General features: G+C 63.4%; 14 protein-coding genes and 1 pseudogene. 5 read left to right on the top strand and 10 right to left on the bottom strand.

All coding sequences use genetic code 11. The annotated features are described in order from the left end of the window. The 3 genes and pseudogenes from I6E39_RS10520 to I6E39_RS10510 form a co-directional block, all read left to right on the top strand. A pseudogene (locus I6E39_RS10520) lies at positions 1-483 on the top strand (DNA polymerase III subunit gamma/tau); the annotation flags it as partial. Between the two features lie 67 nt (positions 484-550). Further along, positions 551-898: a YbaB/EbfC family nucleoid-associated protein gene (locus I6E39_RS10515; protein WP_235381538.1), complete on the top strand. Its 348-nt coding sequence runs from the start codon at positions 551-553 to the stop codon at positions 896-898. A 160-nt stretch (positions 899-1,058) separates the two neighbouring features. Beyond that, positions 1,059-2,444, top strand: a complete 1,386-nt coding sequence (locus I6E39_RS10510) for an MATE family efflux transporter (protein ID WP_235381537.1) — start codon at positions 1,059-1,061, stop codon at positions 2,442-2,444. 38 nt (positions 2,445-2,482) lie between these two features. Here the strand turns inward: I6E39_RS10510 and gluQRS are convergent, their stop codons facing one another. From gluQRS to mltG, 4 genes are all read right to left on the bottom strand, one after another. Beyond that, complete coding sequence (gene gluQRS, locus I6E39_RS10505) at positions 2,483-3,412, bottom strand: tRNA glutamyl-Q(34) synthetase GluQRS (protein WP_235381536.1); 930 nt, start codon at positions 3,410-3,412, stop codon at positions 2,483-2,485. 811 nt (positions 3,413-4,223) lie between these two features. Beyond that, on the bottom strand, positions 4,224-4,601 hold the full coding sequence (locus I6E39_RS10500; RefSeq protein WP_235381535.1) for a metallopeptidase family protein: 378 nt from the start codon (positions 4,599-4,601) through the stop codon (positions 4,224-4,226). Between the two features lie 9 nt (positions 4,602-4,610). Beyond that, complete coding sequence (locus I6E39_RS10495) at positions 4,611-5,834, bottom strand: peptidase U32 family protein (RefSeq protein WP_235381534.1); 1,224 nt, start codon at positions 5,832-5,834, stop codon at positions 4,611-4,613. Positions 5,835-5,895: 61 nt separating this feature from the next. Next, entirely contained in the window at positions 5,896-7,026 is a 1,131-nt protein-coding gene (gene mltG, locus I6E39_RS10490; RefSeq protein WP_235381533.1) for an endolytic transglycosylase MltG, read from the bottom strand. A gap of 109 nt (positions 7,027-7,135) precedes the next feature. Here mltG and I6E39_RS10485 point away from each other — a divergent pair, with 109 nt between their 5' ends. After that, positions 7,136-7,303 carry a hypothetical protein gene (locus I6E39_RS10485; RefSeq protein ID WP_235381532.1) on the top strand — a complete coding sequence of 56 codons (168 nt, stop codon included), beginning with the start codon at positions 7,136-7,138 and terminating at the stop codon, positions 7,301-7,303. Between the two features lie 49 nt (positions 7,304-7,352). Here I6E39_RS10485 and I6E39_RS10480 read toward each other — a convergent pair whose 3' ends face one another. Genes I6E39_RS10480 through I6E39_RS10465 form a run of 4 tightly spaced genes read right to left on the bottom strand, consistent with a single transcriptional unit; the run spans position 7,353 to position 9,881 of the window. Continuing rightward, on the bottom strand, positions 7,353-7,925 hold the full coding sequence (locus tag I6E39_RS10480) for a 5-formyltetrahydrofolate cyclo-ligase (protein ID WP_235381531.1): 573 nt from the start codon (positions 7,923-7,925) through the stop codon (positions 7,353-7,355). Beyond that, positions 7,906-8,448, bottom strand: coding sequence for a DJ-1 family glyoxalase III (locus I6E39_RS10475; protein WP_235381530.1), 543 nt, complete (start codon positions 8,446-8,448; stop codon positions 7,906-7,908). The genes I6E39_RS10480 and I6E39_RS10475 overlap by 20 nt, the downstream gene beginning before the upstream one ends. Before the next feature lie 24 nt (positions 8,449-8,472). Further along, positions 8,473-9,141 (bottom strand): dTMP kinase, encoded by a 669-nt coding sequence (locus I6E39_RS10470; RefSeq protein ID WP_235381529.1) that lies wholly within the window; start codon positions 9,139-9,141, stop codon positions 8,473-8,475. Next, positions 9,141-9,881, bottom strand: a complete 741-nt coding sequence (locus tag I6E39_RS10465) for a WecB/TagA/CpsF family glycosyltransferase (RefSeq protein WP_235381528.1) — start codon at positions 9,879-9,881, stop codon at positions 9,141-9,143. The genes I6E39_RS10470 and I6E39_RS10465 overlap by 1 nt, the downstream gene beginning before the upstream one ends. Positions 9,882-10,073: 192 nt before the next feature. Here I6E39_RS10465 and I6E39_RS10460 point away from each other — a divergent pair, with 192 nt between their 5' ends. Beyond that, positions 10,074-10,358 (top strand): DUF1294 domain-containing protein, encoded by a 285-nt coding sequence (locus I6E39_RS10460; RefSeq protein WP_235381527.1) that lies wholly within the window; start codon positions 10,074-10,076, stop codon positions 10,356-10,358. 35 nt (positions 10,359-10,393) lie between these two features. Here the strand turns inward: I6E39_RS10460 and I6E39_RS10455 are convergent, their stop codons facing one another. After that, complete coding sequence (locus tag I6E39_RS10455) at positions 10,394-10,915, bottom strand: GNAT family N-acetyltransferase (protein ID WP_235381526.1); 522 nt, start codon at positions 10,913-10,915, stop codon at positions 10,394-10,396. Between the two features lie 25 nt (positions 10,916-10,940). Beyond that, a complete protein-coding gene (locus tag I6E39_RS10450) occupies positions 10,941-13,190 on the bottom strand; it encodes a hypothetical protein (protein ID WP_235381525.1) in 2,250 nt (749 codons plus the stop codon). Between the last annotated feature and the right edge of the window lie 116 nt (positions 13,191-13,306).

Below are 13,306 nucleotides of genomic sequence, written 5' to 3'. Positions count from 1 at the left end.
GAGTATGTCTTTGACGAACCCGCTCCCCCCCGACCCGCGGCCCCGGTCCGGCCGGCGCCCACTCCCAGACCTGCGGCAAGACCGGCGGCGGCTCAGCCTGCCCCGGCGGGCGGCGACCGCGCCTTTTGGCCTTCCTTCGCGGCGGGCCTGCGGGGCAAGGTGCCCCCTTCTGTCATCCCCTATCTGAATAACCCCGCCAAGGTGACGGGTGTGTGGAAAAACGGCCTTCTCACCCTTTGGACCGACACGGAGTTCACCCGCTCCATGCTGAACAAACCGGCGGTGTTGGAGGGGCTGACCCAGGCGGCAGCCGCCTCCTTCGGCGGACAGCCCCGGGTCAGCGTGGTCAGCGGCAAGCCTCCCGCGGAGGAGCCCGTCCAGCAGCCTCCCGCCCCCCCTCAGAGGGAACCGGCGCCGGAGGACGACGCCCTGAACGAGCTGTTGGCCTTCGGGGAGCAGTTTGACAATATCGTGATCCAGTGACCGCAAAGGGATCATATCCCCGGCGGATATGGCCCCATGAAATCCAAAATAAAGGAGTTTTGTACCTATGGCAAAAGGCTTTGGAGGCCGGGGAATGCCCGGCATGGGCGGCGGCATGAATATGAACATGCTCAAGCAGGCCCAGAAGATGCAGCAGGACATGCTGAAAATGCAGCAGGAGCTCCAGGAGAAGGAGTACCAGGCCGCCGCCGGCGGCGGCGTGGTGTCCGCCACCGTCAACGGCAAGCACGAGCTGAAGGCCCTGACTATCGACCCGGAGGCCGTGGACCCCGACGATGTGGAGATGCTTCAGGACATGATCGTGGCCGCCGTCAACGAGGCCATGCGCTCTGCCGACAATGACGCCGCCAGCACCATGCAGAAGCTCACCGGCGGCATGGGTCTGCCCTTCTGATTCGCGTCTTTCCGGAGCCGCTGCGGACCGCAGCGGCTCCTTTTATTGCCATTTTCCCCTTGCTTTGGGCGAACGCCCGGTATAAAATAGAAAAAAGTGCAGATTTTCCCTATTCCGGCGCGTCGGCGGCGGAACAGGGTGTTCTTCTCGAGAGAAAGAAGTGAGATTTTTGTCCTCCTCCCGTTTCCATCCGCGTACCCAGGAGCATCCCGACCAGCGCCAAAAGATGCTGGAAACTCCTATCCCGTCCCTGGTGGGCAGGCTGGCGGTGCCCACCATTATCAGCATGCTGGTCTCCTCCATTTACAATATGGCGGATACCTATTTCGTCTCCCAGATCAACACCAGCGCCTCGGGCGCGGTGGGCGTGGTCTTTTCCGTCATGGCGATCATTCAGGCCATCGGCTTCACGGTGGGCATGGGCTCCGGCTCCATCGCCTCCCGCCTGCTAGGCCAGGAAAAAAACGCCGAGGCGGATACCTACGCCTCCAGCGGTGTCCTGGCCGCCCTGGTGCTGGGCCTTACCCTGGCTGTCGTGGGCCTGCTGAACGCGGAGTCCCTGATCTGGCTGCTGGGCAGCACCAGCACCATCTATCCCTACGCCCTGGACTATGCCCGGTACATCCTTCTGGGCGCCCCGGTGATGATCCTGTCCTTCACGCTGAACAACCTGATGCGCTGGCAGGGCAAGGCCAGTCTGGCCGTTTTCGGACTGGCGACAGGCGGGATACTTAACATGATCCTGGACCCCCTGTTCATCTTCGTCTTTGACATGGGCATCGCCGGAGCAGGGGCGGCCACCCTGCTGAGCCAGTGCGTCAGTCTGACCATTCTTTCTTCCTTTTTCCTCTTCAAGCTCAGTGACCTGCGGGTCAGCCCCGCCTGCGTGGCCCGAACGCCCCGGGTCTATCTTGCCATTTTCAAGCAGGGGATGCCCTCCTTCTTCCGCCAGGGGGTGCTGAGCCTGTCCACCATGGCGGTCAACTACAACGCCAAGCTGTACGGCGACGCCGCCGTGGCCGCCCTGGCCATTGTCACCAAGGTGTTCATGGTAGTCAACTCCATCATCATCGGCTTCGGACAGGGATTCCAGCCCGTGCTGGGCTATAATTACGGAGCGGGGCGGATGGACCGGATGAAGGAGGCCCTGTCCTTCTCCATCAAGACCTGCACCGGGATCCTCACCGCGGCGGCCATTCTTGGACTGCTGTTCACCACCCCCATTATTACCTTCTTCCGGGACGACCCCCTGGTCATTGAGATCGGCGTCCGTGCCCTCCGGTATCAATGCTTCACCCTTCCTACAGGGGCCATCGCCGTCTTTTCCAACATGTTCTTCCAGGCTCTGGGCAAGTCCTGGCGGGCCACCATCCTGGCGGTCTGCCGCCAGGGCCTGTGCATCCCGCTGGTCTTCCTGCTGTCCGGTCTGTTTCAGCTGTCCGGACTTGTCATGACCCAAGCGGTCTGCGACCTGCTGTCGTTCCTGATCTCCTCCGCCATCTTTCTTCAGTATTTCCGGAAAGAATACGCCGCCGAGTGCAAATAAATTGAAAAAGGTCTGCCGTCCATGGACGGCAGACCTTTTTATTCCATTTCGATCGAGAACTTCATATCCTCTCTGGGCACCTTATCCCAGGAGAACAGGGGGATCAGTTCCTCGGGGGTGACGGGGGCGTACTCGGGAATCAATCCGGCCGCGTGGGCCAGCCGGCCCACCAGCTCCGGGGCGGTATACCGCTCCTTCAGCTGCCCCAACTCCGCGTCCCGGTCCCGCTTGGCCAGACGGCGGCCGTCGGGGGCCAACAGCAGGGGGACATGGCCGTACTGGGGATGGGGCAGACCCAACTCCTCCTGGAGCCACAGCTGCCGGGGCGTGGAATCCAGCAGATCGCTGCCCCGGACCACCTGGTTCACCCCCATGGCCCCGTCGTCCACCACCACCGCCAGCTGGTAGGCATACACTCCGTCAGACCGGCGGAGAATGAAGTCCCCACAGTCTCCGGTCAATTCCTCTTTGTATTCTCCTTGTATTAAATCGCAAAATGTAATCGTTTTTTTCGGCACCTGGACCCGCCAGGCGGGCCGTCGGGTCTTTGCCAGGGTCTTCCGCTCCTCCGGCGGCAGCCGGCGGCAGCGCCCGTCGTAGAGGACCGCGCCGTCGGAGCGGTGGGGGGCGGAAGCAGCCAGCCGCTCCGCCCGGGTACAGTAGCAGGGGTAGACAAGGCCTCTTTTCCCCAGGGTCTCAAAGGCGGCGGCGTAGGCCTCGGTCCGGCGGCTCTGGTACATGGGTGCGCCGTCCCAGTCCAGACCCAGCCACTCCAGGTCCCGCATCACCTGGTCGCAGTATTCCGCTCTGCACCGGTCCGGGTCCAGGTCCTCCAACCGAAGGACCATCTCTCCCCCGGCGCTTCGGGCGGCCAGCCAGGCCAGCAGACAGGACCACAGGTTGCCCAGATGCATTCGTCCGCTGGGGCTGGGGGCAAAACGGCCCCGGACAAGCTGCGCTTGCGGCATGAAAACACCTCCTTTGGACATAAATTTTAGTTTATCTGAGGATTTCGCCAGCGGGCGGGACGGGAGTTAGGACGGGGGATGTTTCGCCCTGCTGGGCGAGTTCCTTTGCCCGCGCGGCAAAGGAACCAAAACGCCGCCGGGGCGGCCACGCGCAATTTTATTGCGCTATCCGCGCCGCCCCGGACCCCCATTACGGGAGAGCAGGCGGCCTTGCGTTGATCGCAGCCAGCAAAATATGAGAGCGCTCACACCGTCTATTGCTTCGCAAAATGGAGAAGATTTTACGGGGGATAAGCAATACAGCCCGCCTCGATGGCGTCAAAGACTGACAGCAGTTGCCTCTTGCCTACCTGGCCCACTGGGGCCGCCCGAGGGTGCTTCGGATTAGTAGGGGCTTGGTGCAAAACGGCAGGCTCGCAGTCCCTGCAGGAAGCACCCCGCGATTGAGTCCCGCGAGGCGCGCTTTCAAGCAAGCGAATCATCAGCCCATTTGACCATCGGAAGCGGCAGCGGGCGGGGATGAGAGAAGTATCCTGTCTTTTGCCCGCGCCGAACAAGTATCCTGTCTATTTCTTAATGGCTCCCCATGGGGACCGGGGCCGAAGCCCCGGAGATTTTTTGGATACTTTTGTATCTCTACAAAAGTACCTCGCCTGGGGGCGAAACATCCCTTCGTCCTAACTCCCGTCCCGCCCGCAGGCGGCCACATGGGGCCGCCCCTACAATTCTAACATACTAGCCTGCTAGCCCGCCGCAGCCCAGTCCCTCATACGCCCCAAAGGGGAAGGCTTATAGGCAGATCAACTAAAATTTATTCCTCTCCGTACTCCTCCAGGGCCTGCTTCAAAAACTCCAGGTCCTTGTCGTCCAGTGCATGGAGGCCGGCAGTCTCCTCCATGTGGTGGGTAAACTCATGGGCCACGGTGGCGAAGATCTCGTCCTTCCAGGTCTCCTCGTCCTCTCCGGCCAGCAGTTCCCGGAAGGAGCCGTAATACAGCAGGATATACCGGCCCAGCATATCGTGGACATACTCCCCCATGATATACATCTCTCCCGGCGGAAAGTCCGGGTCGGGCAGGGCCTCTTCCTCCAGCTGGATCCCGCCGTCCAGGTCCTCAAAAAAGGCCCCGGGGAACTGTCCGGCGATCTCCTCCAGCCAGTCTCCCATCTGTTCATAAGTGGGTACCATAGCGTCCTCCTATTGGGGCGACAGGTCGGCCTGCCGCCGGAGCAGGGACAGGGGCGGCACCTGCCGGGGCAGCTTCATGACAAACCGCATCTGGGGCTTGCGGACCTCCTCCAGGGGATTTCCCTCCTGGTCCCAGAGGCCCTCCGCTGTCAGGGTCTGGGGCCGAACGTCAGGCCCCACCAGCTCCAGGACGTCGCCGGCCCTAAACTTGTTGTTCAGGGTCAGCACCGCCCTGCCCGTCTCGTCGCAGGACTCCACCTTCGCCACGATCTGCCAGTCCCGGATATACCGGGAATCCTGGGTGAACTGGCCGGGCTGGCCGTAGAAAAAGCCAGTGGAGTAGTGCCGGTGGCTGATGTGCTCCACCTCGTCCCGCCACACCGGGTCCAGGGGCTCCCCAGCCGCCGCCGCATCGATGGCGTGGCGGTAGGCCCCGGTGACGATGGCCGCGTAGTAGGCCGATTTGGCCCGGCCCTCCAGCTTCAGGGAGTCCAGCCCCGCCTCCATCAGCTCGGGCACATGGTCGATCATGCACATATCCCTGGAATTCATGATGTAGGTGCCCCGCTCGTCCTCGGAGACGGGGAAATATTCGCCCGGCCGCTTCTCCTCCATGAGAGCGTATTTGTACCGGCAGGGCTGGGCGCAGGCCCCCCGGTTGGAGTCCCGGCCCGTCATGTAGTTGGACAGCAGGCACCGGCCCGAGTAGCTGACGCACATGGCCCCGTGGGCAAAGGCCTCCATCTCCAGCTCCCGGGGCGTCTTGGCCCGGATCTCCCGGATCTCGTCCAGGGACAGCTCCCTAGCCAGGATCACCCGGCTGGCTCCCAGGTCGTACCAGGCCCGGGCGGTGACATAGTTGACGATGCTGGCCTGGGTGGAGATATGGCAGGCCACCTTGGGGGCGTACCGCTTGGCCAGGGACAGCACCCCCACGTCGGCCAGGATGATGGCGTCCACCCCAACATCGTTCAGATATTCCAGCCACTCCGGCAGACGGGCGATTTCCTCGTTCCGGGGCATGGTATTGCAGGTGACATGGACCCGGACCCCCTTGGACCGGCACAGCTTCACCGCCTCTCCCAGCTCCTCCGGGGTGAAGTTCCCGGCAAAGGAGCGCATGCCAAAAGTAGTGCCCGCCAGATAGACGGCGTCGGCCCCGTAGGCCACCGCCATCCGTAGCCGCTCCATATCTCCGGCGGGAGCCAGCAGTTCGATGGTTCTCTCTCTCATAGTCCCTTCTCCTTATAGGGGCAACAGGGCAAGGGCAGCCGCCCTTGCCCTGTTGTGTTTCTTATTTTTTGTACCGGTCCTGGGAGGCAAGGAACCTCTGCAGCTCCTCATAGCTCTTGAAGTAGTGGTGGACATTGTCGTCGCCCAGGGCATAGTAGAAGTAGTTGGTACTCTCCGGATTCAGGGCCGCCTGGATGGAGGCCAGACCGGGGTTGGCGATGGGCGCCGGGGGCAGGCCCTTGTACTTGTAGGTGTTATAGGGAGAATCAATGGCCTTGTCCTCCTCGGTGGGCACCTTGCCTCCGTTCAGGTAGGCCAGGGTGGCGTCTATCTGGAGGAAGCCCACGGTGCCCGCGTTGGGGTTGTTCAGCCGGTTATAGATGACGGAGGCGATCTTGGTCCGGTCGCTGCCGTCGGTCTCCTTCTCAATGAGAGAGGCGATGGTCAAGATCTCCCGGATGGAGTAGCCGCTCTCCGCCACCTTGGCCCGCAGCTCATCGGTGTACTTCTGGTCGAAGTTGACCAGCATCTTGTTAATGACGTACAGGGCGCTGTGGGGGGTGTTGAACTGATAGGTGTCCGGGTAGAGGAAGCCCTCCAGCCGTTTGGCGTCTCCCAGGGGGATGTCCTTCAGGAAGGAGAAGTTGTAATCGTGCTCGCTGGCCACCTGGGTCAGTTCCTCCACGGTGGATACCCCCCGGTCCTCCAGCAGCTGGAAGATCTGGGCCACAGAGTAGCCCTCGGGAATGGTCACGGTCACCTCCGCCTTGGTGGAGGAATTGATGCTCATGCCGGACAGCAGAGCCCGGTAGTCCATGTCGGTATTCAGCGTATAGGTCCCCGGCACCACCTTATCCTTACCGCCGGTGATGGAGGCAAAGAGCTTGAACAGGGACTTGTACTCGATGAGCCCTTCCTTCTTCAGCAGCGAGGCCACCTCGTTGAAGGAGTCCTCCTTGGAGATGGTCACGGTGGTCTCTTTGGCCTCCTTGTTCAGGGCCAGCACGTCGTTGGCCGCGATCCAGCCCACGCAGGCCAGCAGGATGGACACGCCGATGACCATGATCACATAGAGGGCCGCAAATCCCATCACGGCTCCGGTGGAGCTCCGCCGGCGACGGACAGGGCGCTGCTCCTTGGTCCGCTGGCCGCGGGATTCCCGTCTCGTATCGCTTCTTCGTTCTGATGCCATAGGGTCAGCTCCTAACATACACCCTCCCGTCACCCGGGACAGGGGGTATCCATAGAATAGTACAGAATCGCGGAGCTGCGGCTCCGCAAAACAAGTGAGGTGAAACTACATGTGGTGTGGAAACAACAGTTGGAGCGGCTGCGGCTGCCTGTGGATCATCATCCTGATCATCATCCTGTTCTGCTGCTGCGGCAACAACAACTGGGGCGGCTGCGGCAACAACAACTGCGGCTGTGACAACAACTGTGGCTGCGACAACAACTGCGGCTGCTGCTGAACGGTACAGGGCAAGAGCGGGGCTTCGGCCCCGCTTTTCCCCTCCAGAGTCAGGACAGGCTCTCGTCCTCGGTGAGCAGCAGGTCTACCCGGCTGTCGTGGACCTCGGTGGGTACCTTGTCCCGGAGGACGGCCTTGCGGCACAGGCCCACCCGGAAGCCCTCAAAATGCTCCAGCCAGCGGTCGTAATAGCCGCCGCCAAAGCCTAGGCGATAGCCCTGGCGGTCATAGCAGACCGCGGGGACCAGGATGAGGTCGATGTCCTCCTTGGCGATCAGGGGGCAGTCGGTGCTGGGCTCCTGAATGCCGAAGGCCACTGACTTCATGGGGATGGCCGGGTCATACTGCCGGACCTCCATCTGGTGCTCGGGCAGCATCCGGGGCAGGCCGATCCGCTTGCCCTGGGCCACCAGGGTCTGGATCAGCCGGGCGGTCTCCGGTTCCTTGCCGGGGATTCCCCAGAAGGCGAAGATGGTCTTAGCCTCCCGCACCTGGGGCAGGGCCAGGAACCGGGCAAACAGGGCGTCGTCGCTGGCCCGCAGTTCCTCCGGGGTCAGGGCGGCCAGTTCCTTCCGCACCTGCTGGCGCAGTTGTTTTTTCTCCTCAGTCATAGTGAACGGCATAGCGCACCTCCTGGGCCTTGTCCGCTCCGGACAGGGCCTCTACTAATTTTAAACCGAAGTCAAAGGCGGAGCCGGCGGCCCGGCCGGTGATCAGCCGGACGTCCTCCGCCACGCCGGACTCCCGGCACACCCGGGCTCCGGTCATCTGGTCCTCCATCCCCGGGTAGCAGACCGCCTGCTTCCCCTCCAGCAGGCCCCAGCGGCCCAGCAGCGTGGGGGCGGCGCAGATGGCGGCCAGGGGAATGTCCCGCTCCGCACCGCGTCGGATCAGGTCGGCCACAGCCTGGCTCTCTCCCAGGTTCCGGACCCCAACCCCGCCGCCGGGCAGGACGAGCATCTCCGCCCGGTCCAGGTCCACCTGGTCCAGGGTCAGGTCCGCTTTCACCGTGATCTGGTGGCCGCCGGTCACGAACCCGCCCTCCAGGGACGTCAGCGCCGTTTCGATCCCCGCACGGCGCAGCAGATCGGCGGGCACAAGGGCCTCGGCCTCCTCAAAGCCGGGGGCCAGCAGGATATAGACCATTACAAATCTCCTTTCCCGGGCGGCTCACAGCAGCGGCGCCGCCAAAGACCAGATCTCCTCGTGAATGTCCCGGATCGGGCGCAGAGCGCCCTCCGCGTCCAGGCAAGAGATCTTCTTCCATCCCAGTACCTGGGCAGCCTGCAGGGCACACGCCCGGCAGTCCGCCAGGTATCCGGTATCCAGCTCGTGAATGTCGGCCTTGGTATGGGTGGCCGCCTCCCGGCCGCGGAGCAGCTCCACCGCCTTCTGGGTGGGCATGTCCAGATAGATGACCAGATCGGGCCGGGGCAGGCCCATCTTGTCGTGTTCAAAGTCGTCCAGCCACCGCAGGAAGGCGGGCCGGTCCTCGGGCGCGCACTTCACCGCCTGATGGACGGCGTTGGAGGTGGTGTACCGGTCGGTGAGAATCAGACCCCCCTCCTCATAGTACGCCCCCCACACCTTTTTCAGGGAGGCGTACCGGTCCACGGCATAGAAGGCGGAGGCGGCGTAGGGGTTCACATCGGAGGGCTTGTTCCCGAATTCGCCCCCCAGATACATCCGGATCAGGGCGGAAGAGGGCTCGTCATATTGGGGGAACACCAGCTTTTGGTACTCCTTTCCCATACCGTCCAGCCGCCGGCACAGCTCCCCAAACTGGGTGGACTTGCCTGAACCGTCGGTACCCTCAAAGACGATCAGCTTGCCGGCCATCAGTCTTTTCCTCCCTTATGGCCGCCCTTGGCCCGCTCCCCGGCGGCCTTTACCAGCACCAGAGGCAGCTTGGCCATACGACCGATACGCCGGGGCTCTTTTTTCAGCCGGTAGGCCCACTCCAGACCCAGCTTCTGCCAGCGCTCGGGAGCCCGCTCCACGTTGCCGGCGAACACGTCCAGACAGCCCCCCAGGCCGATGGCCAGCCGGGCGCCGGTGTGCCGGCCCCAGCGGGCCATCCACTTCTCCTGCTTCGGGGCCCCAAGGCAAACGAAGAGCAGGTCGGGCTGGGCGGCGGCCACCTCCAGGAGGACGGCCTCCTCGTCCTTGAAATAGCCGTCGTGGGTGCCGCACAGGACGATGCCGGGGTACTGCTCCAGAATACGGCGCCCCGCCTCCTGGGCCACGCCGGGCTTGGCCCCCAGCAGATAGAGCCGGCCCTTGCGTTCATTGAGGCAGGCCAGCATGTCCGTGGCAAACTCGATGCCGGGCACACGCTCCTTTAACGGTGTACCCAGAATCTTGGCGGAATAGACCACTCCGATGCCGTCGGGCAGGACCAGGTCCGCCCCGTTCAGCACTGCCCGGAATTCCGGGTCCCGCTCCGCCGCCAGAAGAAACTCCGGATTGGGGGTGACCACATAATGAAACCGATCCTCCGCCAGCAGCTCGGCCCCCCGCTGGGCGGCCTCCTGCCGGGTCAGATCATCAAATTGGATGCCTAAAATCTCAGTTTTCAAACTATTCCCTCCACGGGTTTTAGTATCGGGCCTGCCGGAAACCTGGCCCGCGATCATTGTATTTTACCATGTATGAGCCAAAAAGTCCATGAAATTTCCATGAAGGTTGGAAACGATCCGGATTTTCCTTGTCTTTTTTCCCTTCCTGACGTACACTGTCCTTCAGAACACAGAGAAAGGAGCGGGAGCGCGATGGTCAAAGAGCTGTGGCAGCTGCTGGGGCTGTACCTGCTGGCGGTCAACGCAGCCGCTTTTTGCCTCATGGGCACGGACAAGCGGCGGGCCAGGCGGGGGACCTGGCGGTTCTCCGAGAAGGCTTTGTTTCTCCCCGCCGTGCTGGGAGGCGCTCTGGGCGGACTGCTGGGGATGCGGGTCTTTCATCACAAGACCCGGCACTGGTATTTCCGCTTCGGCTTTCCCCTGCTGCTGGTCCTTCATCTGGCGCTGGGCGTCTGGCTCATCTGGAGATTGCATTAAAAAAGGAACGGAAGACGGCGTCTTCCGTTCCTTTTTTACAGCTCTTTTTCGTAGCAGTTCAGGACCTCGTGGATGAAGCCCTGGAAGAAAAATTCCGTGGCCCCGGCCAGCCGGTAGCCCAGCTTGGGGTACATGGTGTTGGCGGGAGTGTTACCCTCGTAGGTGTCCAGGCGCATGACCCGCCATCCCCGGCGGCGGCTCTCCTCCTCGCAGAAGGCCACCATCTCCCGGGCCTTGCCCCGCCCCGCCCAACGGGGACTGACGACCAGCGTGTGGATCACAGCTACTTGATCCCGGTCCGCCGGAAACCGCCAGGGGATATTGTCGTACTCCGGCAGTTGGGTTCCATTGAGGATAAAAGCCCCGTAAAGGTCCCCCTCCTCCTCGGCCACCCACAGTTCTCCGGCCTCCAGGGCCCGGCGGGCGTGGTCCACGGTGGGGTACTTGCCCCGCTGCCAATTGGTATAGGGGACGGGCAGGGCCTCCTCCCGGTCCAATATCTCCTCATACACCCTGCCCACGGCGGGCAGGTCCGCCTCCCGGGCCAGCCGGATCATCACGCCACACTCCTTTTCAATCTTGTTAAAAACGGTGGACCCAGCCGGACAGGAACCACACTGGTGCCAGCCAGGACACCATATAGACCAGCAGGTTCAGGGGGGACAGGGAGCCGTAGGCCGACACCGACACCAGGTAGGCGCACAGCAGCATCCCCAGGCCGGAGCCCACGCAGCACAGCACCGCCCCCAGCCGGGTGGCCCAGCGCAGCCGCTTGGCGGCGGTCACCGCCTCGGCAAAGGGGAACAGCCCTTCCCGGCACAGCAGAGCGGTGAGGACCTGACTGTGGGGCTGGTCCGGATCGGACAGCTCCCGCCGGCGCTCCACCGGAGGAAAGTCCATCTTGTCCGCCGCCAGCTTGAAGCGTTGGTGGAGCATGGCGGGGATCAGATTGAAGTCCCGGGTGGCCAGCACCGGCCCCACCTTCTCCCGCATCAGCTCCTCCAGAGAGGGGAATACGGTGTCAGGCAGGGAATAGCTCAGCGCAAAGATGCCGGCCAGCTCCCCGTTGATGGCACAGAACACGGCGTTTTTCACGTTCAGGCCCACGGGGAGGGAGACGTCCATCAGGTTCATGAAGGCGGCGGAGCCCACCAGAACACGGTCGCCCCGGATGTTGGCGGACAGTCCCCCGCCCTCATAGCAACACAGCCGATCGGCGTTCCGCATCAGGCCGCCCAAGGCCCGGAGCTGGTCGTGGAACAGCTTGGCCAGACCGCTGCCCGAGTCCCGGATCAATGTGGCGGTATAGGCCACCACCCGCTCCATGGGGAAGTTTCCCAGCACTTTATAGCCGTTCAGCTCCACATAACCAGGCGGAAACAGGTCGGTATCGGTGATGAGCACCCGGTCTCCCCGTTTGGAGCCGGCCACGCCGGGCCAGCCCGCCAGGGCGGCGCCGCTCTGGATCAGGCGGCGTGCCACTTTATGGAAGGCGCGGCCATAGGCCAGAGAGCCGCCGAAGGCCGCGGTCACAGAAAACAGAGCGGATAGGCCCCAGAGCAGGTCACCGGGGTGTCCGGCGGCCACGGTGGCCAGGAGGGCCAGCAGCAGGTCCCCCAGCAGCAGCAGGGGGCAGACCCGCCGGAAGATCCGCTGGGCTCCGTCGTCGGTCTGGATCTGGCTGCCAAAGCCCTCGGCGCTGCCCGACCATTTGGCGTAGGTGTCCCGGCCGTTCCATTTCCCCTCGTCCAGGGTGACCCGGTAGGGCTCCGCCGAGGCCGCCGCCGTCCGGCAGGACAGGCGCAGACCGCATTTTTTATGGTAGGTCCCGTGGAGGCTCACCCACAGCCCCGTCAGCGCCACCGCCGTATAGGGCAGGCGGCCCTGCTCGTTGGGGGTCAGGGCCAGCATCAGTCCGTCGGCCAGGGTAAACAAAACGGCCAGGGCGGTCAGGGTATCCATCCCCACCTTACCCCGGAAAGCCCGTTTCAGGCCGGTAAGCAGTTCGTCGGCCCCCAACAGGAGTCCCAGAGCCATCAGCCCCGCGGCCACGGCGTTCTGGACGCGCATATCGTCCAGGGGGGGCAGCCACACCAGCCCTACCGCGGGCACCAGCAGCTGGACCAGGGCAACTGCCGACAGAAGGAACAGAAAAATAACCCGGAGGCGCATCCCCTTCAAGCCCTGGCCGTAGGACCGGGCCAGCTCCTTGGGTGACAGGTCGGGCGGAGGCGGCTCCGGCGCCCGGGGCCGGCGGCGTCGGCGGATGTCCTCCTCCGGCTCCTCCTCCCGGTCGGTGCCGGGGATCAGCCGCTCCAGACGGCGGACCTGCTCAGGGTCGGTGCGCTCGTCCTCCTCAAACATCCGGTCGGCGTAGTCGTCCGCCTTCCGGCCCACATCCTTGAGGAAGGCGGTCAGAACGCTCTCCTCCTCGGGGAACTCAATGACCCGGTCCTCGCCCGGCTCATCCTCCTCCGGCTCCTCCGCCTCGGGCTCTTCCCCGCGGGGAGACTGCTCGTAAGGCTCCTCCTCCGGGGCGGCCTCCTCCTGCTCTTCGGAGGCGGGCTCCTGTCCCATTCCGGGGAAGTGTACCACCTTATCCCTCCGGTCCCGGGTGCGGGGCGGCTCGGGCCAGGGCAGGTCCGGCGAGAGTTCCGGTTCCCCGCGGGTCAGGGGTGTCACCGGGACCGCCCCCCGGCCCGTGCTTTTTCTGGAGCCGTACTCCGCCAAAATGTCGTCCAGAGAAAACTCGTCTCCTGAGACGTCTCCGATGAGCGACTTGACCTCCTTCAGGTCGTCGTTATTCAGTTGTTTGTCTTTACGGTCGCTCATGCGCGGTATCCTCAGTGTATAATTGATAAAGTAAGATACGAAATGTAAATTTTAGTTTATCGTTTCATGTAGGGTGAGGGCTTGGTAGGGCGGGGGCTTATCCCTCCCCCTTTTGG

Origin of the sequence: Pseudoflavonifractor phocaeensis, from assembly GCF_021531375.1 — a bacterium.
Lineage (GTDB): Bacteria > Bacillota > Clostridia > Oscillospirales > Oscillospiraceae > Lawsonibacter > Lawsonibacter phocaeensis_B.
The sequence above is the reverse complement of the archived record's forward strand: the minus strand, read 5'-3'. Positions and strand labels throughout refer to the sequence as shown.